The following is a 21,494-nucleotide window of genomic DNA, read 5'->3' as shown; positions in this document are numbered from 1 at the left end:
TAAATTTTTTGTTTCCATATATTTACTAGCCTTTATGACTGGCTTTAGTTATCAGGACTAGATAAGAAGATGTTTTTTATTGGATAAGGATATGAATCATGTATTCAGGACTGTTGATTATTCTCCTGCCTTTGACTCTGGGCTACCTTATTCATCTGAATAATAAATCGATGCTAATCCTTGTGCATCAGCTACTCAATATCATGGTTTATATCATTCTCATTCTGATGGGCATCAGCCTCGCCATGCTGGAAAACCTAAGCAGTAATTTACTTTCTATTTTGCTGTATGCGATGACGTTTTTCCTGTGCATTTTTATAATTAATATACTAGCGCTTTACCTCTTGGATAAACGAGATCCGTGGATTATTAATGTACATAAACAGGAAAAACCCCCTTCCCGATTACATATGGCATTAGATTCCGTCAAATTATGTGGTGCATTAATATTGGGATTTCTTATTGGGTTAACAGGCTGGTCATGGTTTCATTTTTCCAGCCGAGCCAGTGAAATTGCTTTGGTTCTTTTACTATTTCTGGTTGGAATTCAACTACGTAATAACGGTATGAGCTTAAAACAAACACTGTTGAATCGCCGTGGCACAATTATCGCCATAGTGGTTGCCATCAGCTCTTTGCTTGGCGGCGTATTGGCCGCATTTTTACTGGGATTGCCCATCAAAACAGGACTTGCCATTGCGTCTGGATATGGTTGGTATTCGCTTTCCGGCATTTTAATTTCTGATGCTTATGGGCCTATACTTGGTAGTACTGCGTTTTTCAATGATCTGGCTCGTGAACTGGCATCAATCATGCTTATTCCCATGCTAATAAACCGCTACCGGTCAACCGCATTGGGTTTAACTGGTGCTGCTTCAATCGACTTTACCTTACCAATCTTACAACGCTGTGGTGGTGTAAGTATCGTGCCGGCGGCCATCGTTCATGGTTTTATATTAAGCTTAATAACTCCTTTGTTTATCGCATTTTTTACTCAATAAAGAGCAATCTTCATTTGATACACGAACTGACTAAAAAAGCTTTCTTGATATAAAGGTTAGCCTATTTAATCAAGGAAAGAACAAAAATTGATATGAAAAATGGCTTCAACTTGATTATTTAACCTGTTAATTCGATTAAAATAACTATTTTTCCGGATATTATTGCATAGTTATGCCAGCAAGATTAATATCACACCAACCAATTAACTATTCATATTTTTCGCATGAGCATTCAACTAAAAAACATCAATTGTTTCTATGGCTCACACCAGGCTCTGTTCGATATCAATTTTGAATGTACATCGGGAGAAACTGTTGTCTTACTAGGGCCAAGTGGGGCTGGAAAGAGCTCTTTGCTGCGTGTCTTGAATCTGCTGGAGATGCCTCGCTCTGGGCAGCTCAATGTGGCAACACACCAATTTGATTTCAAACAACGGCCTAACCACAAAGAAATTCTAGCATTGCGACAAAAAGTTGGTATGGTTTTCCAACAATACAATCTGTGGCCACATTTAACCGTGATGGATAATTTGATTGAAGCGCCTTGCCGAGTATTGAAGCAATCTAAACAACAGGCGAGGGGAAAAGCGGTAAAACTACTTTCCCGACTTCGTTTGGATGAATTCACCAATCGTTTTCCACTACATCTTTCCGGTGGGCAACAACAGCGGGTTGCCATTGCACGCGCATTAATGATGGAGCCTCAAGTTCTATTGTTTGATGAACCCACTGCAGCACTCGATCCCGGAATCACCTCCCAAGTCGTTGACATTATCAAAGAACTGACTCAAACCGGTATCATCCAAATTATCGTGACTCATGAAATGGAGCTAGCCCGCAAAACAGCAAGCCAAGTTATATATATGGAGCAAGGACACATTATTGAAAAAGGTGACGCAACTCATTTTATGCGGCCTCAAACAGAAGCCTTTGCTCATTATTTATCACACTGAAATACCAGACTGAATCTATAAATCCGATAGATTTCAAGCCACGGCATAACCAATAAAGCAGCAGCTTGAAAAATGAAGTGTATATATCGATAATCGATTGCAAAATAAACATCAAAGCAGTTATCAACCATAAAGATCATGAACGACAGGATATTGCTATGAAAAAATTATTGTTTGCAGCTTTGTTGAGTGCAGTAACCTTATCAGCAACCGCAGCAGAAAAAGCCATTCTCCGTTTTGCAACAGAAGCAACTTACCCTCCATTTGAATTTATTGATGCAAACAATAAGATTCAAGGATTCGACGTCGATTTGGCAAATGCCATATGTGCAAAGCTCAACACAAAATGTACATTCTCCAATCAGGCTTTCGATAGCCTCATCCCCAGCCTGAAATTTCGCCGTTTTGATGCTCTGATGGCTGGCATCGACATTACACCAGACCGCCAGAAACAAGTTGATTTCACCCACCCCTATTATGATAACTCTGCCATTTTTATTGTCACCAAAGGGAAATTTGACCAAATTACGGCTCTCAAAGGCAAGCAAGTAGGGATCCAGAATGGAACTACACACCAAAAGTATTTGATGGAACAGCATAAAGAGATCAAGACTGTACCTTATGACAGCTACCAAAATGCAATTCTGGATTTAAAAAATGGTCGTATTAATGCTGTATTTGGTGATACTGCCGTTGTCAATGAATGGCTGAAAAAGAACCAAGAATTAAGCACAGTTGGCAATAAAGTGACAGATAAAAACTATTTTGGTATCGGCTTAGGAATTGCAGTTCGCAAAGGCAATACTGAATTGCTGGATAAACTGAACAAAGCACTAGCAGAAGTTAAACAGGACGGTACTTACGATACCATCTACAAAAAATGGTTCAAACAATAAACTAAATCCCAATGAATGAACTTCAATCTTTAATCAGTGCCGCCGGAATTACCGGCGGCCTTGCTCTTTCTTCGCTGGTCATCGGTTTAATTCTGGCAATGCTTTTTGCTGCATGGGAATCTATTCGCTGGAAACCTATCGCATTTTTAGGCTCCTGCTGGGTTACATTGATCCGAGGGCTACCTGAGATTTTAGTTGTTCTCTTCATCTATTTTGGAAGTTCACAGCTTCTAATTATGCTGTCCGAAGGTTTTGATATCAATCTTATTGCCTGGCACTTCAGAATACAGATGGAAATTGACAATTTTGATGTCAGTCCTTTCCTATGTGGCGTTATTGCTTTGTCTTTACTCTATTCTGCTTATGCTTCACAAACGCTGCGGGGAGCACTGAAAGCGGTTCCAATAGTGCAATGGGAAGCCGGACAAGCTCTGGGATTGAGCCAAAGTCGTGTCTTTTTCCGCTTGATTATGCCTCAGATGTGGCGCCATGCACTACCAGGACTGGGTAATCAGTGGTTAGTTTTATTAAAAGATACTGCGTTGGTTTCATTAATTAGTGTTAATGACTTAATGTTACAAACAAAAAGTATTGCAACCCGAACCCAAGAACCATTCACATGGTATATGATTGTTGCTGCGATCTATCTGATAATTACCTTGATCAGCCAATTTATTCTCAAACAGCTTGAAATACGCACCACCCATTTTGAACGGAGTTCTACATAATGTTTGAGCATATCAAGGAAATTTTACCCGGTTTGCAAACCAGCCTCAGTTTGACTTTCTCAGCACTCTTGACTGCACTCATGCTATCCATTGTCCTGACCATGATTCTGACAATGAAATTGCCCGTACTTTCTCAATTGGTAAAAGGCTATATCACACTATTTACCGGAACCCCACTCCTCGTTCAGTTTTTTTTGATCTACTATGGGCCGGGGCAATTCCCGTCAATCAAAGAATATCCGTGGTTATGGAAACTTATGTCAGAGCCGTGGCTGTGTGCAATGGTTACACTGGCATTAAATAGCGCAGCCTACTCAACCCAGCTATTTTACGGGGCTGTCAAAGCAATTCCTGCTGGACAATGGCAATCCTGCCAAGCTCTTGGTATGCCTAAAGCGCATTCTATGCGCATTCTGTTACCTTATGCTTTTAAGCGAGCGCTCTCTTCTTATTCCAATGAAGTTGTATTGATTTTCAAGAGTACTTCACTGGCCAGTACAATCACCCTATTAGACATAATGGGATATAGTCAGCTCCAATTCGGGCGCAGTTATGATGTAACGGTATTTGTTGCTGCAGGTATTATTTACCTCTGCATAAATGGTCTTTTGACACTACTAATGCGTATGATTGAACAGCAAGCCTTATCATTTGAACATCGAAATTAATCAACCTCCATACTGAATAACCTGACTTTACTTCCCCTACCGTGATAACTTACCGTTATCACGGGTAATCATATAAATCAGGTTATTAATTTATGTCAAGAACTAACAATGCCAATGTTTCATAGTGTTCAGTATGAGGAAACATATCAAATAACTGAATTTTCTCTATTCGATATTGTTTAAGTATAGTTATATCTTTCGCCATTGTCTGAGCATTACAACTCGAATAAAGAATAAATTTTGGCGCCATCCGGCTAAGGTATTCACAGAGTTCCTTACCAACGCCTCTCCTAGGAGGGTTTACCAGTACTAACTCAGGTATTTGTGATTCATCAAGAGCGAAATGAGTGGAATCCAGCGCCTGAAAGTCCACCTGTTCTAATCCAAGGCTTTCAGCAGAACTTTTGGCGCAACTAATCGCTTCTGCACTGATCTCAATACCCGTCAGCCTGGTCTTTTTATCTGCACAATGCAGGCCAAAACCACCAGCACCGCAAAACAGATCCCACATACTGCTAATATTCAATTCCCTAACCCAATGCCCAGCTATTGCATACAGTTCTGAAGCAATATCCGGATTCGTCTGGAAAAAACTACGTGGGCGAATATACAGCGGAATATCGTTAAAAACTTCCATCAACATTTTTCGCTCAGTAAAAATGATTTCCTTTTCACCTTCCAAAATCGCCATGTGGGTTGGTTGAATATTAGCGGAAATCACTGTTATTTGTGGCAACTGTTCCTTTAACCAAGGCAAAGCCCGCTCCAACTGAGCCAATTTTGTTTCTGAACGTAAGACAAAGCGCAGCATCATTTCACCATTAGCACGACTTTCCGTCAGAAGAATATATTTTAATTCCCCTTTCTTACGTTCAACGCTGTACGGAACCAAGCCAGCTCGGGCGATAAATGTTTTTATTATTGCAAATACTGTCTGAAAATATTTTGGATACAGAGGACAGTCACAAAGATCCACCGTTCTGCCATCACGATGCAACATGCCAAGCAATGGGCGTTCAACACTACCACTTACTACCATCTTGGCTTTATTACGAAACTCACTCGTTTTGCTGGTCACTGGCGATAGCCAATGTACTACTGATGCTTCCTGTAAAAGTTGTTTTAAATGTTCTTGTTTATCAGATAATTGCTGTGAATAGGACTTATCGAGCCACTGGCAAGAGTGACAATGCCCCGCGGTATACTGCACACATTGCATTGTAAAAAACCGTATCAAAAAATATTAGTGCAAAGTAAATGTTGATGTTTCCGTCGAGATCAAAGAGTCTTCATCTTCTACCTCAATATCCATCTCACTTTCCATATCATGATTAACATAGAGAAGATTATTGCTGTGAATCTCAAAAATCACATTAGCAATTTGCTCTTCACCCTGCTGTATAAAATTGGAAAACTGTTTGAAAGTCATTCCAGCAGCAACTGGAAATGCCTGACAAACAATCAACTTAGGCAAGTTTTCATCCTGAATATCAAGAAATGCCTTTACAGTGAGGGAGCTGGCATTAATTTGACTCAAATTAGCAACCAGTGGAATTATCGCAGTTGGCCTAACTTCAGCCAGAGCAGAAAACAATACTACATCCCCCAACAGATCGATCTTCGCATCAAACAAGCCATCAATATTCTGCATATGAGGCAAATGCAAGACTGAGCCTGAATCATTCTCAAAATAAGAGATCTTGAGTTGTTCAAGCCACGTGCGCAAAATTGACAAATCGGGAATAACCATAGAATCCATCGAATTACCTCATATGACCGAGAAGTTACACATGCTACCTAAAGGACCCCCTGCAAGTAGCAGAATGAACAATAATTAATCTACTTTATTTTTTTCATCATCAGTGACAATCCGATGATTTTTATCCGCTGTCTTATGATCGATTCCCAAAAAGGAAAGATTATAGACCGCACGCCAGATAATATGGATAGCTGCCGGTATCAGGCAACCGATACCCAATAAGATCATAGCAATGTGCGCTTCTGTCGTCATTAATAAAGGTGATAGAATTATGCTATCAGTTATCGACAAGTAGGCCAGAACTAATAGACCAATTCCCAATACTTCCAATAAAATTACTAAATTAGGCATATCAACCAATGAGCGCATCTCTTTTGATGGTTTAATGTTCATTCTTTAACCTGTTTCAGTCTGAAAAATAGGTTTTCTATGACTCATTAGACTTCAGTAGATTATAGTAAGCCTATCATACCTGAGCCCACTTATTGACAGGGCTAATTACAATAAAAGGTAATTCCTGCTTTTTTTTATTAATGCTTACAGGCATAGTTACTCCAGATAACACTCAATAAAGTTAATGATCATTACCACTAAGGAGTTTGTATGTACACTGTCATTTTTGGCCGCCCTGGTTGCCCATACTGCGTTCGTGCCAAGGAGCTAGCAGAGAAACTAAAAACAGAGCGCGACGATTTTGATTACCGCTATGTGGATATCTGGGCCGAAAACATCACCAAAGACGACTTATCAAAAACAGTGGGCAAACCTGTTGAAACTGTTCCTCAGATCTTTATTGACGAGAAACACATCGGTGGTTGCACAGATTTCGAAGCCTATGCCAAAGAAAATCTGGAACTATACAAATAACTGAACCAGATAATTAGCTAGAAAATCGGTCACTTAAAAACCGTTATCCAGCCATAAGCCTTATCCCTACTGGATAGCGGTAACCTTAATCATACTACTCTTCGAAAGGGATTCCATCTTCTTGAAAAAATTTTGTAATTTTTTTCTCAAGGATGAGAACTTTCACATCATAATGTAGTCTTAATTATTGCCACTGCTTTTCTTTGATGTCCCCATATTGAGGAGCCCGATAGTCATCCACTTTGGTTAAAGACTATCGGGTTTTTTATTGTTCACGATACTAATTATGAGTTACTTGCAGGATAGAAGTTACCTTTCATTACCATACCCAATAGATTGATTCTCTTTTTTTATAGGTTATATCTTGTAAAATTACTGTTTTTAACAATAAGTTGATAAAATAGAATCATCTTGTTTGCATAATATCTCGCTTATGAGGCTTACTTTGCTAGAACAACTTAACCACAATCTGTTTACGTTTATCAACGCAACACCAGATTCGCCACCAGTAATGATCTCGCTGGCCATCTTTATAGCGAAATATTGCGTATTTATTTACCCCATCACATTGGCCACTTGTTGGCTTTGGGGAAAAGAAAGGGCCATTACATCTCAACGCATAGTTGTCAGTAAATCTTGCATTGCTTTTGCCTTTGGTATTACTGCTTCCTATATCATTGGGACAATTGTTCCACATGCCCGGCCATTTGTTGAAGGTTTTGGCTATAACGTTCTCTATCACGCTCCTACGGAATCTTTTCCCAGTAACCACGGCACAGCAGTTTTTACTTTCGCCCTGGCATTTATATTTTGGCACCGGATTTGGTCAGGTTTATTTTTAATGCTTATTGCCTGTGCAATTGCCTGGTCTCGTGTCTATGTGGGGGTTCACTGGCCAGTTGATATGGTAGGCGCATTTTTAGTAAGCCTGTTAGGGTGTGCTTTTTCCCAAATACTTTGGAAACAATATGGAGAACGTTTACAAAACAAACTAACTCAGCTTTACCAATTCTGCTGTGCATTCTTTATCAAAAAAGGATGGATAAGAAATTAATCAAACTCCAATAATACAGCCTCAATAGATTTCAAATAGTGGCGTAGAAACGGGTTCTTAAGTACATGGTAACTATGCACCAGTCACATATCTATAATAACTATGTGGCTGTTGTCACTGATATGGCTGCATATAGTTAACAAAATGAATAAAGACATCACCGCATAATAAAACAAATTTTTAACATGTAATTTACCACTCATGGTAACTTTAGATATCAGAATAAAATCCTTCGTTATATTTAACAATATATAATCTAACAAATGATTACCATCTCTTCATAAACACAGAGTAAATGACAAAACCTCACGCGAAAAAATTGCTTATTCTTAAACCATTATCGATGCACAATCAATAAAAAACAAATTTTCATCTAAAGATAAAATGTCATATAAAACAAAAATAAAAAAAATTCACCTTATTTATCATTTAGTTAACCAAACACAGATTACAGATAAATATAGAAAGATAAAAATATTGACATTTATAATTCAATTTAAGACCATGCCAACATCAAAAAATAGAACTCATTAATATATAAATATCATTGAACGGAAAATCAGATAGGTATTAGAGTTTAAAATAAAAATAATGATACATCCTTTAACCGAGATTGAGATTTATTTTATTTAATATTTAATCAACATTTAGACGAATATTTATAACAACCTTCATTTTATATATAAATCTTGCAATTGCGAGAGTGATCACGGTACATTTCACTGAAAATAACTATATTTTCCCCATCAAAAGTCTGGGGTTAATTTTTTGGATTTAGGAATCAAAAAAACAAAGCAAATGAGTTGAAAAATCCATTGTTTTAAATGAACAGATTTTAGTCAACTTATTAATGTAATAATAGTGTAATAACAATGTAGTAATAAAGACGTTTAGATAAACACCAACGTAATATCTGACAACTTATACATATAAAAAAATCCAACTCGCGCATTCAATTAATGTGCGGGTTTAGCAGTTTTTAAATTTTACTTTACCGCGTTATTTCGGAGATATTTATGGACACATCTCAATCAGGTTCAATCGCATCCTCTGCTTCCAGCGAAAGCGATTACACTACCTGGCGTAAATCAGACACTGTATGGATGTTGGGATTATATGGCACAGCGATTGGTGCCGGCGTTTTATTTCTTCCCATCAATGCTGGTATCGGTGGTTTGATTCCACTCATCATTATGGCAACTCTTGCGCTTCCCATGACATTTTTTGCCCACCGTGGAATGTGTCGTTTTGTTTTATCAGGTAAAAGCAGCGGTGAAGATATCACTGGAGTAGTAGAAGAACATTTTGGTAAAGTTGCAGGCTTCCTGATCACGATCCTCTACTTTTTTGCCATTTATCCTATCCTGCTAGTATACAGCGTTGCACTGACCAATACGGTAGAGAGCTTTATTGTGCATCAGCTACAAATAGATGCTCCTCCACGTGCATTGCTGGCGTTGGTATTGCTTCTTGGTGTAATGAGCATTATCCGCTTCGGTGAGAAAGCCATCGTTAAGGCGATGAGTATATTGGTATTCCCATTTGTCACCGTTTTAATGCTGTTGGCACTGTATTTAATCCCTCACTGGAACACAACCATCTTTGATACCCTGTCGCTGAGCAATACCATGTCTTCCACAGGCAATAATGGTTTGCTATTTACCCTGTGGCTGGCAATTCCTGTTATGGTTTTCTCCTTTAACCATTCTCCAATCATCTCAGCCTTTGCAGTTGCAAAACGTGAAGAGTATAGTGAACATGCAGAGAAAAAATGTTCACGCATTCTGGCTTATGCCCATATCATGATGGTGTTGACAGTCATGTTCTTTGTTTTCAGCTGTGTACTGAGCTTGTCACCTGAAAACTTGGCAGAAGCAAAAGCACAGAACATCACTATTCTGTCCTATCTGGCTAACCACTTCCGCGTACCAACTATTGAATATATTGCTCCACTCATCGCTTTTATTGCTATTACCAAGTCTTTCCTTGGTCACTATCTCGGTGCTCGTGAAGGTTTCAACGGCATTGTGAACAAAGCAATGATGAACACTAGAGGAAAAACTATTCAGCACAAAACGCTGAATCGTATCACCAGTCTCTTTATGTTAATCAGTGCTTGGTTCGTAGCTACACTTAACCCAAGTATCCTGAATATTATTGAGTCACTGGGTGGGCCAATTATTGCGATGATCCTGTTTATCATGCCAATGTACGCAATCAGCAAAGTTCCAGCTATGCGCAAATATGCAGGTAAACCAAGCAATATTTTTGTTATTGTGACGGGTTCAATTGCTATTTCAGCGGCAATTTACTCAGTCATGTAATCAAAATCCATGCACTACTTTTTTCGACGGTAGCACCTAGAAAAATGCCAGTCACCAAAAAGGCTGACTGGCATTTTTACTAACCGAAAATCGAGTTAAACCAACCAAGAACCGTTTTTACAACGAAATCCCACATACGTCCAAAGAAACCACTTTCTTCTACTGCTTCTTTAACGACTAACGGGCGCTGGTCAATGATTTTATCATTCAGCACAAAGTCCACTGTGCCTACAATTTGATTCTTAGCCAATGGTGCTTCAAGTGAAGCGTTATTCAGAGTAAAGCTCGCTTTCAGGTTTCCTGTTTGTCCACGGGGAACTATCACAGAAGCATCTTTTTCCACTCCCAATGCTACTTTTGAACGAGCTCCATACCATACTTTTTCCGTCACCAATGTATCACTGGCCTTCAACAGTGTAGCAGATTCATAAAAACGGAATCCCCATGACAAAAGTTTTTCGCTGTCAGAAAAACGCGCTCGATCACTGGGAGCACCCAATACTACTGAAATAAGGCGCATTGACCCCTCAGTTGCCGATGCAACAAGGTTATAGCCAGCTCCACTTGTATGTCCGGTTTTGACACCATCCACGTTCATGTTTTTATTCCACAACAGACGATTGCGGTTAGGTTGGCGAATGTTGTTAAAAGTGAAATCTTTTTCTTTATTCAGGGCGTATTCTTCCGGCACATCACGGATCATAGCCTGACTCAAAAGAGCCATGTCATGGGCGGTACTATACTGCCCTGCTGCATCAAGGCCATGCACTGTCTTAAAGTGGGTATTCGTCAATTTTAGTGTTTCCGAGTACTTATTCATCAAATCAACGAAAGCATCCTGACTGCCTGCTACATAATCTGCAAGTGCAATGCTGGCATCATTACCGGATTGAATTACAATACCGCGGTTCAGATCAATCACCTTAACCCTGTCACCCGGCTTCAAAAACATCAGGGATGATCCCTTAAGTACTGGATTCCCTGTAGCCCAAGCATCTTTGCCAATGGTTACCATATCTTCTGTAGAAATTTTGCCTGACTTAATCGCCTGCCCAATGACATAGCTGGTCATCATCTTCGTTAAGCTGGCAGGGTCTAACCGCTCATCCGCGTTATGTGAAGCTAATATTTTTCCACTGGAATAATCCATCAACACATAAGCTTTTGCATCAATTCCAGGTGCTGTAGGTTGTTCTATTGCGTATGCGTTGACACTTACCAACCAGAAAACACTCAAGCTAAAAGTAAAAGATTTAATTATCGATATCTGCTGCTGCTTTTTTTTCATCGTCGCTCTCCCTTTTTCTCTACCACTCAACTTTGTGTCGTATCGACAGAGTAAATATGAAAAATAAAAACTCTATTAATATAGGATGTTATAAGAGTTATGATAGAAATAAATTAAGCTTTTTCTTGTTAGCTCATTGGCATTCTGCCGGGATCTGGGAACTGGTATTCAAACCCTAGTTCCCGACAGATACGGCTACCATCAACTATCTTGCTCTCGATTTCTACACTTTCTGATTGCAAAAATTCTGGTGGAGTCAGATTGAGCTGACGACTGGCTAACGGATAAAATTCCGATCTTTTCGGATGTATTGGCGCGCACAAATTAAAGATATGCCCACCTTCCGGTTGTTGAATAAGAAGCTTAATGGCAGAAATAACATCATCTTGATGAACCAAATTGACCGCATTGTTTCCTCCCCTGAGTGCTTTTTTCCCTGAAAGAAAATGCCCAGCATGACGTCCATTGCCCACCAAACCAGCCAGACGTAATACATCGACCGATGTATTGGGGAGTTGATGAAGCCAGTTTTCCAACTCTACTAACGCCTTGGCTGATTCAGTTTCGGGGCGCAATAGTTCATCTTCATTGAGATAGCCAACAGACGATCCATAAACTGAAGTTGAACTAGTAAAGATAATCCGTGGAACCGAATACGCAAGCGCGGTATCTACAACCAATTGCACTGCTTGCACATATCTTTCCCCACCACCAGCAACACCACTAACGGGCAGTGCCAAAACCAATACATCAACAGACATCAGTTGATCAAGAACATCTGCATCACAGATAATCTGAGGCTCCAAGTTCAATAGATAACAATCTATCCCACACATACATGCAGCTTCAACACCATCTGGTGTTGTTTTACTACCCACGACCTGCATCCCTCCGCTTTGTAATGCTTGGGCCAATGGCATTCCTAACCAGCCCAATCCAATAATAGAAACTTTTCTCACCATGATTCTCCCAAGAGCAATATCATTTTTACCGGTAGGCCATTATGTGACCATGACTAACATTACTCAGATATTGACTTAATGGCAATTGAACACATTTCAATTCAAAAACAATGTGTTAACGCAAAATAAACATCTTTTTCAAAAAAAAGTTTGCCTTTCATCCATAAAATCGGGTAGGTTAAACAACATGCAACCAACTCCTAGTCGTCAACATTACGTATAAGCATCACTCAGTGCAACGTATCCTTGTATAAAGGCTGTTTCTATAAAAAACAGTCTTTATACAAAAACAGTCTTACATAAAAAAATAGCACTGAACATAACATCAAGCGCAAATAGAGAACTCATATACATGAATCGTATTCAATTTAACCATCATCATCATCCTGATTAGTCTTTCAGGCTGCTGTGTGCTGGAAGACATTTGACCCGTCTTCCGGTGGCATGAATATGATGAAAAACCCTCGGAAGATTTTCCGGGGGTTTTTTTATTCCTGATTTTTACGAATTAATTACTGACTGAATACTGAGATAGGGTAAAACACAACATGTTAGATAAAACACGCTTACGCATAGCCATTCAAAAATCAGGCCGCCTTAGTGATGACTCCAGAGCATTGCTGGCTCGCTGTGGTATCAAAATTAATTTACAACAACAACGCCTGATTGCATTTGCTGAAAATATGCCTATCGATATCCTGCGTGTCCGCGATGATGATATCCCAGGTCTTGTTATGGATGGTATTGTCGATTTAGGTATTATTGGGGAAAACGTCCTTGAAGAAGAATTACTGACTCGCCGGGCACAAGGAGAAGACCCTTGCTACTTAACATTGCGTCGCCTCGATTTTGGCGATTGCCGCCTCTCTCTGGCAACACCTTTTGATTTCGATTATACAGATGTGGAATGTCTGCAAAATTCCCGTATTGCTACCTCTTATCCGCATTTATTGAAACGTTATTTAGATCAAAAAAACATTCGCTTCAAATCCTGCCTTCTCAATGGCTCAGTTGAAGTTGCCCCTCGTGCAGGGCTTGCTGATGCTATCTGCGATTTAGTTTCAACGGGCGCTACATTGGAAGCCAATGGCTTACGGGAAGTTGAGGTTGTTTATTGCTCAAAAGCCTGTTTGATCCAGCGTGATGGAGAAATGCCAGTAACCAAACAGCAGCTCATTGACAAGTTGATGCTCCGCATCCAAGGCGTCATTCAAGCGCGAGAATCCAAATACATCATGCTACATGCTCCCAATGACAAACTGGAAGAGATTATATCCCTGCTTCCGGGCGCAGAACGCCCCACTATCTTGCCACTGGCAGGTGCACAAAATCGCGTAGCTATACATATGGTCAGCAGTGAAACTCTGTTCTGGGAAACGATGGAAAAGCTCAAGGCATTAGGTGCCAGCTCCATTCTGGTTCTGCCAATTGAAAAAATGATGGAGTAACCTTGATGAACACCAATTTTAAGACCATCATTCGCTGGCAAGAATGCACGCCAGAACAACAAAAAATATTGCTGACACGCCCGGCGATTGCCGCATCCGACAATATTTCCAACACGGTTAAACAGATTCTGGAAACCGTAAAAATACGCGGAGATCAAGCATTACAAGAATTCAGCCAACGCTTCGACAAAACGACTATTGAAACCATTCAGATTTCTACAAATGAAGTGAATGCCGCCGTCACTCGCCTAACGCCAGAAATCAAGCAGGCCATGCAACAGGCCATGAACAATATCCGTCAGTTCCACAATGCCCAAAAACCAGCAGAAATTGACATTGAAACATTACCGGGCGTTCGCTGCCAGCAAGTTACGCGCCCAATAGATTCAGTTGGGCTCTATATTCCCGGAGGCTCTGCCCCTTTGCCTTCCACAGTACTAATGTTAGGTACACCCGCCAATATTGCGGGTTGCCGTAAAGTCATCCTGTGTTCACCTCCCCCCATTGCCGATGAAATCCTCTATGCTGCCCAACTATGTGGGATCAGTGAAATATTTCAAATCGGTGGAGTCCAAGCAATTGCAGCAATGGCATTCGGAACCGAATCCGTTCCCAAAATAGACAAAATTTTTGGTCCCGGAAACGCATGGGTTACAGAAGCCAAACGTCAGGTAAGCCAACAGATCGACGGTGCAGCGATCGATATGCCCGCTGGTCCATCTGAGGTACTGGTTATCGCTGACAGCGGAGCCAACCCCATATTCACAGCAGCGGATCTACTTTCACAAGCAGAACATGGCCCCGATTCTCAAGTCATACTGGTAACCCCCGATAAAAACTTGGCAGAACAAGTTATCCGTGAAATTGAAACCCAGCTTGCAGTTTTGCCACGCCAGCAGATCGCAACACAAGCCTTGCAAGCCAGCCGGATTATTATTACTGAAAATCTCACCCAATGCGTGACAATCAGCAATCAATATGGCCCAGAGCATTTGATCATTCAAACTCGTCAGCCTGAGCAACTGGTTGAGCAGATTACTAATGCTGGTTCTATTTTTCTCGGTGATTGGTCGCCTGAATCCGCTGGAGATTACGCTTCTGGCACTAATCACGTTCTGCCTACCTATGGCTATACTTCAACCTATTCCAGCCTCGGCCTGGCTGATTTCCTGAAAAGAATGACCGTTCAGCGGCTCACTCCCCAAGGATTAAGAAACCTCGCACCAACTATCGAAACACTGGCACAGGCAGAACAGCTCATCGCGCACAAAAATGCCGTTACGTTACGCATGACTGCCTTGAACAACTCAGATTTAGAACCACGGGGTTTAAAACCATAAAAAGTTAAGGAACAATCATGAGTACGGTTTTTGATATCAATTCACTGGCAAGAGAAAACGTTCGCAAATTAGTCCCTTATATGTCTGCCCGCCGTCTGGGCGGTCATGGTGATATTTGGTTAAATGCGAATGAATACCCCATCGCACCCAATTTCCAACTCACTGAAAACACACTCAATCGCTATCCTGAATGCCAACCAGCAACAGTAATTCAACGTTATGCCGATTACGCTGATCTGCAACCGGAGCAAATTCTTGTCAGCCGTGGCGCAGATGAATCTATCGAATTGCTGATCCGAGTTTTTTGTGAGCCGGGACGCGATGCTGTACTGTTTTGTCCGCCCACCTATGGCATGTATAGCGTTAGTGCCGAAACCTTCGGCATAGAGCAGAAAAAGATCCCTGCCGGCATCGACTGGCAACCGGATATTGCCGCCATCAAAAATAATCTGGATCGCGTCAAGCTAATCTATATCTGTAGTCCCAACAACCCTACAGGCAACCTCATTGATCCGGCTGCATTACATCAGATCCTTGAATTGACTCGTAACCGTGCCATCGTTGCCATTGACGAAGCCTACATCGAATTTTGCCCACAACATGCAACTACCCATGCTACCACCCGTTGGCTACAAGACTATCCTCACTTAGTCATTTTGCGAACCCTCTCGAAAGCTTTCGCTTTGGCTGGATTGCGTTGTGGATTTACATTGGCTTCTGCCGATATCATCGCGCTGATGCTGAAAGTGATTACCCCTTATCCACTTGCTACACCTATCGCAGATATCGCGGCACAAGCGCTAACTGAAACGGGCATTCAAACAATGAGAAATCGGGTGAAAGAGATCGTCAGCAATCGGGCTTATCTCCAGCAAGCACTCAGTAAATTGGCATTGGTTGAAAACGTGTTTCCAAGCGAAACCAACTATATTTTGGTGAAATTTATCAATGCAGAGTTCGTATTCAAAACGCTATGGGAGCAAGGGATCATCTTGCGTGATCAAAGTAAACAACCGGGATTAGAAAATTGCCTGCGCATTACCATCGGCAGCCGGAATGAATGTGAACAGCTAGTCAGTGCCATTAGTGCACTTTCCAGTCAAACTCAACAAATCAAGGAAACTGAGAACCCATGAGCCAGAAAATGCTTTTTATTGACCGCGATGGAACATTGATCACCGAGCCACTCAGTGATTACCAAGTTGATCGCCTTGATAAATTGGCTTTTGAGGTTGGAGTGATCCCTGCCTTACTGTCTCTGCAAAAAGCCAATTACAAATTAGTGATGATTTCTAATCAGGACGGATTAGGTACAGCCAGTTTTCCACAAGCGGATTTTGAACCACCCCATGCCCTGATGATGCAGGTTTTCACTTCACAAGGTATCCATTTTGAAGAGGTGCTGATCTGCCCACACAAACCAGAAGATAGCTGTCTTTGCCGTAAACCCAAGCTCGGATTGGTACAAAAATATCTGGTCGAAAATGTTATTGATACTGAAAACAGTTATGTCATCGGAGATCGGGAAACCGATCTGCAATTAGCCCAAAACATGGGTATCAAAGGCATTCGTTATCAACCTGAAACACTAGGATGGTCAGCCATTTGTGATCAATTACTCCGCAATGAATTAACTCGTAACGAATTAACCCGTAAAGATCGCCATGCTCACGTTGAACGAAAAACCAAAGAGACCGTTATTGATATTGAAATTTGGCTGGATCATGAAGGAGAAAGCCGCATCAATACTGGCGTCGGTTTCTTCGATCACATGCTGGATCAGATTGCGACTCACGGAGGCTTCCGCATGAATATACAAGTCAAAGGTGATCTCTATATTGACGATCATCATACTGTTGAAGATACCGGTCTCGCGCTGGGAGAAGCGTTAAAGCAAGCATTGGGAGATAAACGTGGCATTGCCAGATTTGGCTTCACACTGCCAATGGATGAGTGCCTTGCACGCTGTGCTCTGGATATTTCCGGTCGTCCACACCTCGAATATAAAGCCGAATTTAAACATCAGCGTGTTGGAGATTTGAGCACAGAGATGATCGAACACTTCTTCCGTTCCCTCTCTTACACCATGGGATGCACCCTACACCTGAAAACCAAAGGCAAGAATGATCACCATCGGGCAGAAAGCCTGTTTAAAGTCTTTGGCCGGACATTGCGGCAGGCCATTCGCATAGAAGGCGATACTCTGCCTAGCTCCAAAGGTGTTTTATAGGAAATGCTATAAAGGAAGTCATGATGAACGTTGTTATTCTAGATACAGGCTGCGCTAACCTTGCTTCTGTTACCTATGCTATCCGTCGGTTAGGTTATAAACCCATTATAAGTTTAGATGCAGATATTGTACGAACAGCCGATAAATTACTTCTACCGGGGGTAGGTACGGCTACCACCGCAATGAAACAGCTTGGACAGCGACAATTAATTCCCTTAATTCATTCTATTACCCAACCTGTATTGGGTATCTGCCTCGGCATGCAATTACTTGCTAAAGTCAGTGCAGAGGGAGATAACGTTCCCCTACTGAAATTAATTGATGCTCCCGTCGAAAAAATAATGACCGCAGGTCTGCCATTACCACATATGGGCTGGAATCAAGTGAAAGCACAGTCAGGTAATCCGCTGTTTCGCTATATCACCGATAACTCCCGTTTCTATTTTGTTCATAGCTATGCTCTGCCTGTTGGTGAGTTTACGATTGCCCAAACCGAATATGGCAATACATTCAGCAGTGCGATTGCAAGAGATAATTTCTTTGGTGTGCAATTTCATCCTGAGCGCTCAGGTGCAGCAGGCGCACAATTACTAAAAAATTTTTTGGAGATGTAAGCGCATGATTATGCCTGCATTAGATTTAATTGATGGAAATGTGGTGCGCCTGCATCAAGGAGATTATGACCAACGTCGGGATTATGGCAGCTTTCCACTCTCCCGATTACAACGATATGAACAGGAAGGCGCTAAATGGCTGCATTTGGTGGATCTCACTGGCGCAAAAGATCCCGCCAAACGCCAAATTGCACTTTTGAAAAAGCTCCTGGCAGGAGTTACTATTCCCGTTCAAGTCGGTGGAGGAATTCGTTCAGAGGCAGATGTAAAAGCATTACTTGAAGCAGGAGCAAGCCGAGTTGTAATTGGCTCTACTGCAGTTACACAACCTGAATTAGTCAAGCAATGGTTTCAACAATATGGGGCAGAAGTAATTGTACTGGCGCTGGACATCCGCATCAATGCAGATGGGGTTAAACAAGTCGCCATCAGTGGTTGGCAGGAAAACAGCAATGCCACTCTTGAGTATGTCATTGAACAATATCTCCCTGTTGGACTAAAACATGTTTTATGTACCGATATTTCCCGTGATGGCACATTAAGCGGCTCCAATATTGCGCTCTATCAGGAGATCAGCCAACAATATCCACAAGTCCAATTTCAAGCCTCTGGTGGTATTGGCAGCCTCACCGATATTTCTCCCCTGCCTGCATCTGGTGTCGCAGGCGTTATTGTCGGACGCGCATTACTGGAAGAAAAATTTACACTGACGGAGGCTATCCAATGTTGGCAAAACGCGTAATTCCATGTCTGGATGTCCGTGATGGGCAAGTCGTCAAGGGCGTACAATTCCGTAACCACGAAACTATTGGTGACATTGTTCCTCTCGCACAGCGCTATGCACAAGAGGGTGCTGATGAGTTGGTATTTTATGATATTACCGCCTCTTCCGATGGTCGCGTGGTAGATAAAAGTTGGGTGGCAAAAGTTGCTGAAGTCATCGATATCCCTTTCTGCGTGGCAGGTGGAATTAAAACTGTCGAAGAAACAGGGCAAATATTGGCGTTCGGTGCAGATAAGATTTCTATCAACTCTCCAGCCTTAGCTGACCCGGATTTGATTAACCGTCTGGCTGATCGCTACGGTGTCCAATGTGTCGTCGTGGGTATTGATACGTGGTTTGATGAGAAAACCAACAGCTATCAGGTTTACCAGTTTACAGGAGATGAAAAACGCACAACCGCAACACGCTGGCAGACATTGGATTGGGTCAAAGAAGTACAACAACGTGGTGCTGGTGAAATCGTTCTGAACATGATGAATCAAGATGGTGTCCGTAATGGCTATGACCTTACTCAGCTAAAATTAGTGCGCGATGTCTGCTCTGTGCCATTGGTTGCTTCCGGGGGAGCTGGCACACCAGAACATTTTCTGGATGCTTTCCAACTTGCAAATGTTGATGGAGCTTTGGCTGCTTCCGTTTTCCACAAACAGATCATTAATATCAGTGAACTTAAACAATATCTTGCTACACAGGGTGTCGAGGTTAGAACATGTTGACAGCACGACAATTAACAGCTCAAGAAATTGAGAAACTGGATTGGAAAAAAGTAGATAATCTGATGCCTGTCATCGTTCAACACGCCACCTCTGGAACGGTGTTAATGATGGGCTACATGAATCAGGAAGCACTGAATATAACGCTCGATTCTGGCAAGGTAACCTTTTTTTCCCGTACTAAACAGCGATTGTGGACAAAAGGCGAAAGCTCCGGCCACTTCCTGAATCTGGTAGAGATCTATCCTGACTGCGACAATGATACTCTGCTAGCCTTAGTGAACCCTATTGGTCCAACCTGTCATAAAGGCACTGAGAGCTGCTTTGCGCCTGCACAAACCGAATGGAGTTTTCTCTATGAATTGGAACAATTACTGGCAAGCCGAAAAAATGCCTCACCGGACAGTTCCTATACTGCTCGCTTATATGCCAGTGGAACAAAACGCATCGCCCAAAAAGTTGGCGAAGAAGGTGTAGAAACCGCATTAGCGGCTACAGTCAATGATAGAGAAGAGTTGACCAACGAAGCCGCAGATTTGATCTATCACCTGCTGGTTTTACTCCAAGATCAAGAACGCGATCTCAGTAGTATCATCCGTCAATTGCGGGAACGGCACGCAGCCAAAGAATAATTTTCAGTGCAGGTATCAACGTTTAAAAGGTAAATTGAGTAGATCCAAGAACTCAATATTACCGTGTATAAAATGTACATTACTTTCGTTGTAGCCATAGGCTTCTCGGTGATATTCGACGTAACTCTTGGCAAATTCAATTTGCTCAAGAGTAGTATCCACGCCGATAACGTTCCCTTCTGGTCCTACCAACTTAGTACTACAGCCGTGAACACTATTTCTCGATAGGAGATCCGCCATAAAAAGATTGAAATTACATAGTTTCTTAATTTAGCGATTATCAGATAACACGTTGATTTGCGAAAATCTACGGCTGTAGTATTAGATACTGTCGTCATGAAATTTTCAGCCAAAGAACAAAGCAACGAATTTGCACTACGGCAGGAAAAGACGCACTATTTTTTGCATAGCGAGTGGCTATACCACGCCAGCGCTTAAGATGAAGAAAGCATTTTCAACCAAATGGCGAAGCCGGTAGAGTTCACGATCATATTCTCTGGCGACCTTCCGATTTTTCCGGCTAGGGATCTAGACTTGCATGCCTTGTTGTTCAGCTTTTTCTACTATTGCGTTGCTATCATAGCCCTTGTCCGCCAAGAGATGCTCTGCATTGAGCCCTTCAATTAAGGTCTCAGCTTGTGAACAATCCTCTGTGGTACCGCTTGTAATAACAATTCTGACTGGCATACCAGGCGCATCCACGGCCAAATGTATCTTTGTATTGAGCCCCCTTTTGTGAGACCCATATCCTGATTACCTCCTGTGGCTCCTGCCGCATCGGGATGAACCTTAATATGGCTGGCATCAATCATTAACCACTCGAAATCGGGGTCATTGACCAACTGTTCGAGCCGCTTTTCCCATATACCTTTGTCTCTCCAGCGGCAAAAACGACGGTGGGTATTTTTCCAGTCACCATAATCAGTATGGAGGTCTCGCCAAGGCGCACCCGTCCGTAAAATCCAAAACACCCCTTTGATAAAACGCCGATTATCTTCAACTACACGCCCCCAAGCGCCTTTACGCCCTGGCAAATGAGGTTCAAGCAGGCTCCAGGCGCGATCTGAAATATCGTGGCGGCGGTGTGCAGGTGTACTCATGGTTAATCGACTCTTATGATGGAATGATGGAATGATGGGTAGGGCAAACGGGTCTAATTTATACAGATGAAAATCCCACTGTCAGGATTTTCATCATATAGCCATTATCCCAGCCAGCCTTCTGGCGCTTAGT

At 41.8% G+C, this 21,494-nt stretch carries 22 protein-coding genes, 1 pseudogene and 1 other annotated feature; of the genes and pseudogenes, 16 read left to right on the top strand and 7 right to left on the bottom strand.

Features of this window, described 5'->3' with window-relative positions; all coding sequences use genetic code 11:
• Nucleotides 1–98 precede the first annotated feature (98 nt).
• The 5 genes from BM135_RS06240 to artM all read left to right on the top strand — a co-directional run bounded on the left by BM135_RS06240 (nucleotide 99) and on the right by artM (nucleotide 4,246).
• Nucleotides 99–1,001, top strand: coding sequence for a LysO family transporter (locus BM135_RS06240; protein WP_092518882.1), 903 nt, complete (start codon nucleotides 99–101; stop codon nucleotides 999–1,001).
• 224 nt (nucleotides 1,002–1,225) lie between these two features.
• On the top strand, nucleotides 1,226–1,954 hold the full coding sequence (artP, locus tag BM135_RS06235; RefSeq protein WP_092518880.1) for an arginine ABC transporter ATP-binding protein ArtP: 729 nt from the start codon (nucleotides 1,226–1,228) through the stop codon (nucleotides 1,952–1,954).
• A 158-nt stretch (nucleotides 1,955–2,112) separates the two neighbouring features.
• Nucleotides 2,113–2,850: an arginine ABC transporter substrate-binding protein gene (gene artJ / locus BM135_RS06230; protein ID WP_092518878.1), complete on the top strand. Its 738-nt coding sequence runs from the start codon at nucleotides 2,113–2,115 to the stop codon at nucleotides 2,848–2,850.
• An 11-nt stretch (nucleotides 2,851–2,861) separates the two neighbouring features.
• On the top strand, nucleotides 2,862–3,578 hold the full coding sequence (gene artQ, locus BM135_RS06225; RefSeq protein ID WP_092518867.1) for an arginine ABC transporter permease ArtQ: 717 nt from the start codon (nucleotides 2,862–2,864) through the stop codon (nucleotides 3,576–3,578).
• On the top strand, nucleotides 3,578–4,246 hold the full coding sequence (gene artM, locus BM135_RS06220; protein ID WP_092518866.1) for an arginine ABC transporter permease ArtM: 669 nt from the start codon (nucleotides 3,578–3,580) through the stop codon (nucleotides 4,244–4,246). Before artQ ends, artM begins: the two co-directional genes overlap by 1 nt.
• An 85-nt stretch (nucleotides 4,247–4,331) precedes the next feature.
• On the opposite strand, the gene rlmC is transcribed toward artM, so the two are convergent.
• The 3 genes from rlmC to BM135_RS06205 form a co-directional block, all read right to left on the bottom strand.
• Nucleotides 4,332–5,465: a 23S rRNA (uracil(747)-C(5))-methyltransferase RlmC gene (rlmC, locus tag BM135_RS06215; RefSeq protein ID WP_092518865.1), complete on the bottom strand. Its 1,134-nt coding sequence runs from the start codon at nucleotides 5,463–5,465 to the stop codon at nucleotides 4,332–4,334.
• A gap of 24 nt (nucleotides 5,466–5,489) precedes the next feature.
• A complete protein-coding gene (locus tag BM135_RS06210) occupies nucleotides 5,490–6,005 on the bottom strand; it encodes a type III secretion system chaperone family protein (protein WP_092518864.1) in 516 nt (171 codons plus the stop codon).
• A gap of 75 nt (nucleotides 6,006–6,080) precedes the next feature.
• A complete protein-coding gene (locus tag BM135_RS06205; RefSeq protein WP_092518863.1) occupies nucleotides 6,081–6,398 on the bottom strand; it encodes a YbjC family protein in 318 nt (105 codons plus the stop codon).
• Between the two features lie 210 nt (nucleotides 6,399–6,608).
• Here BM135_RS06205 and BM135_RS06200 point away from each other — a divergent pair, with 210 nt between their 5' ends.
• From BM135_RS06200 to BM135_RS06190, 3 genes are all read left to right on the top strand, one after another.
• Nucleotides 6,609–6,872, top strand: coding sequence for a GrxA family glutaredoxin (locus BM135_RS06200; RefSeq protein ID WP_092518862.1), 264 nt, complete (start codon nucleotides 6,609–6,611; stop codon nucleotides 6,870–6,872).
• A gap of 445 nt (nucleotides 6,873–7,317) precedes the next feature.
• The gene (ybjG, locus tag BM135_RS06195; protein ID WP_245737304.1) at nucleotides 7,318–7,926 is read left to right on the top strand and encodes an undecaprenyl-diphosphate phosphatase; all 609 of its coding nucleotides are present in this window, start codon (nucleotides 7,318–7,320) and stop codon (nucleotides 7,924–7,926) included.
• 1,016 nt (nucleotides 7,927–8,942) lie between these two features.
• Entirely contained in the window at nucleotides 8,943–10,250 is a 1,308-nt protein-coding gene (locus BM135_RS06190; protein WP_092518860.1) for a serine/threonine transporter, read from the top strand.
• Nucleotides 10,251–10,329: 79 nt separating this feature from the next.
• Here the strand turns inward: BM135_RS06190 and BM135_RS06185 are convergent, their stop codons facing one another.
• On the bottom strand, nucleotides 10,330–11,538 hold the full coding sequence (locus tag BM135_RS06185) for a serine hydrolase (protein WP_092518859.1): 1,209 nt from the start codon (nucleotides 11,536–11,538) through the stop codon (nucleotides 10,330–10,332).
• A 128-nt stretch (nucleotides 11,539–11,666) separates the two neighbouring features.
• Complete coding sequence (locus BM135_RS06180; RefSeq protein WP_175485995.1) at nucleotides 11,667–12,497, bottom strand: SDR family oxidoreductase; 831 nt, start codon at nucleotides 12,495–12,497, stop codon at nucleotides 11,667–11,669.
• A 372-nt stretch (nucleotides 12,498–12,869) separates the two neighbouring features.
• Nucleotides 12,870–12,992, top strand: a sequence feature (His leader region).
• 56 nt (nucleotides 12,993–13,048) lie between these two features.
• On the opposite strand from BM135_RS06180, the gene hisG reads away from it, so the two are divergent.
• From hisG to hisIE, 8 genes are read left to right on the top strand one after another with little or no spacing between them, the layout of a single operon-like run.
• Nucleotides 13,049–13,948 carry an ATP phosphoribosyltransferase gene (gene hisG / locus BM135_RS06175; RefSeq protein WP_092518857.1) on the top strand — a complete coding sequence of 300 codons (900 nt, stop codon included), beginning with the start codon at nucleotides 13,049–13,051 and terminating at the stop codon, nucleotides 13,946–13,948.
• Nucleotides 13,949–13,950: 2 nt separating this feature from the next.
• Nucleotides 13,951–15,288, top strand: coding sequence for a histidinol dehydrogenase (hisD, locus tag BM135_RS06170; protein WP_175485989.1), 1,338 nt, complete (start codon nucleotides 13,951–13,953; stop codon nucleotides 15,286–15,288).
• A gap of 17 nt (nucleotides 15,289–15,305) precedes the next feature.
• Nucleotides 15,306–16,424, top strand: coding sequence for a histidinol-phosphate transaminase (gene hisC, locus BM135_RS06165; RefSeq protein WP_092518855.1), 1,119 nt, complete (start codon nucleotides 15,306–15,308; stop codon nucleotides 16,422–16,424).
• Nucleotides 16,421–17,518: a bifunctional histidinol-phosphatase/imidazoleglycerol-phosphate dehydratase HisB gene (gene hisB / locus BM135_RS06160; protein WP_092518854.1), complete on the top strand. Its 1,098-nt coding sequence runs from the start codon at nucleotides 16,421–16,423 to the stop codon at nucleotides 17,516–17,518. Before hisC ends, hisB begins: the two co-directional genes overlap by 4 nt.
• A gap of 23 nt (nucleotides 17,519–17,541) precedes the next feature.
• Nucleotides 17,542–18,132: an imidazole glycerol phosphate synthase subunit HisH gene (gene hisH / locus BM135_RS06155; RefSeq protein ID WP_092518853.1), complete on the top strand. Its 591-nt coding sequence runs from the start codon at nucleotides 17,542–17,544 to the stop codon at nucleotides 18,130–18,132.
• A 4-nt stretch (nucleotides 18,133–18,136) separates the two neighbouring features.
• Nucleotides 18,137–18,874, top strand: a complete 738-nt coding sequence (gene hisA / locus BM135_RS06150; protein WP_092518852.1) for a 1-(5-phosphoribosyl)-5-[(5-phosphoribosylamino)methylideneamino]imidazole-4-carboxamide isomerase — start codon at nucleotides 18,137–18,139, stop codon at nucleotides 18,872–18,874.
• On the top strand, nucleotides 18,856–19,632 hold the full coding sequence (gene hisF, locus BM135_RS06145) for an imidazole glycerol phosphate synthase subunit HisF (protein WP_092518843.1): 777 nt from the start codon (nucleotides 18,856–18,858) through the stop codon (nucleotides 19,630–19,632). The genes hisA and hisF overlap by 19 nt, the downstream gene beginning before the upstream one ends.
• Complete coding sequence (gene hisIE, locus BM135_RS06140) at nucleotides 19,626–20,261, top strand: bifunctional phosphoribosyl-AMP cyclohydrolase/phosphoribosyl-ATP diphosphatase HisIE (RefSeq protein WP_092518842.1); 636 nt, start codon at nucleotides 19,626–19,628, stop codon at nucleotides 20,259–20,261. Before hisF ends, hisIE begins: the two co-directional genes overlap by 7 nt.
• 15 nt (nucleotides 20,262–20,276) lie before the next feature.
• Here the strand turns inward: hisIE and BM135_RS06135 are convergent, their stop codons facing one another.
• Together BM135_RS06135 and BM135_RS06130 are read right to left on the bottom strand one after the other, a co-directional pair.
• Nucleotides 20,277–20,423 carry a hypothetical protein gene (locus tag BM135_RS06135; RefSeq protein ID WP_245737303.1) on the bottom strand — a complete coding sequence of 49 codons (147 nt, stop codon included), beginning with the start codon at nucleotides 20,421–20,423 and terminating at the stop codon, nucleotides 20,277–20,279.
• Nucleotides 20,424–20,595: 172 nt separating this feature from the next.
• Nucleotides 20,596–21,361: pseudogene (locus BM135_RS06130) on the bottom strand (IS5 family transposase).
• Nucleotides 21,362–21,494 lie beyond the last annotated feature (133 nt).

This window comes from Xenorhabdus japonica (genome assembly GCF_900115195.1).
GTDB classification, from domain to species: domain Bacteria; phylum Pseudomonadota; class Gammaproteobacteria; order Enterobacterales; family Enterobacteriaceae; genus Xenorhabdus; species Xenorhabdus japonica.
This window is presented reverse-complemented; position numbering and strand designations above follow the sequence as displayed.

Coding starts and splice junctions, on each gene's coding strand:
- BM135_RS06240 (WP_092518882.1), top strand. CDS start 99: ATGTATTCAGGACTGTTGATTATTCTCCTGCCTTTGACTCTGGGCTAC.
- artP (WP_092518880.1), top strand. CDS start 1,226: ATGAGCATTCAACTAAAAAACATCAATTGTTTCTATGGCTCACACCAG.
- artJ (WP_092518878.1), top strand. CDS start 2,113: ATGAAAAAATTATTGTTTGCAGCTTTGTTGAGTGCAGTAACCTTATCA.
- artQ (WP_092518867.1), top strand. CDS start 2,862: ATGAATGAACTTCAATCTTTAATCAGTGCCGCCGGAATTACCGGCGGC.
- artM (WP_092518866.1), top strand. CDS start 3,578: ATGTTTGAGCATATCAAGGAAATTTTACCCGGTTTGCAAACCAGCCTC.
- rlmC (WP_092518865.1), bottom strand. CDS start 5,465: ATGCAATGTGTGCAGTATACCGCGGGGCATTGTCACTCTTGCCAGTGG.
- BM135_RS06210 (WP_092518864.1), bottom strand. CDS start 6,005: ATGGATTCTATGGTTATTCCCGATTTGTCAATTTTGCGCACGTGGCTT.
- BM135_RS06205 (WP_092518863.1), bottom strand. CDS start 6,398: ATGAACATTAAACCATCAAAAGAGATGCGCTCATTGGTTGATATGCCT.
- BM135_RS06200 (WP_092518862.1), top strand. CDS start 6,609: ATGTACACTGTCATTTTTGGCCGCCCTGGTTGCCCATACTGCGTTCGT.
- BM135_RS06190 (WP_092518860.1), top strand. CDS start 8,943: ATGGACACATCTCAATCAGGTTCAATCGCATCCTCTGCTTCCAGCGAA.
- BM135_RS06185 (WP_092518859.1), bottom strand. CDS start 11,538: ATGAAAAAAAAGCAGCAGCAGATATCGATAATTAAATCTTTTACTTTT.
- hisG (WP_092518857.1), top strand. CDS start 13,049: ATGTTAGATAAAACACGCTTACGCATAGCCATTCAAAAATCAGGCCGC.
- hisC (WP_092518855.1), top strand. CDS start 15,306: ATGAGTACGGTTTTTGATATCAATTCACTGGCAAGAGAAAACGTTCGC.
- hisB (WP_092518854.1), top strand. CDS start 16,421: ATGAGCCAGAAAATGCTTTTTATTGACCGCGATGGAACATTGATCACC.
- hisH (WP_092518853.1), top strand. CDS start 17,542: ATGAACGTTGTTATTCTAGATACAGGCTGCGCTAACCTTGCTTCTGTT.
- hisA (WP_092518852.1), top strand. CDS start 18,137: ATGATTATGCCTGCATTAGATTTAATTGATGGAAATGTGGTGCGCCTG.
- hisF (WP_092518843.1), top strand. CDS start 18,856: ATGTTGGCAAAACGCGTAATTCCATGTCTGGATGTCCGTGATGGGCAA.
- hisIE (WP_092518842.1), top strand. CDS start 19,626: ATGTTGACAGCACGACAATTAACAGCTCAAGAAATTGAGAAACTGGAT.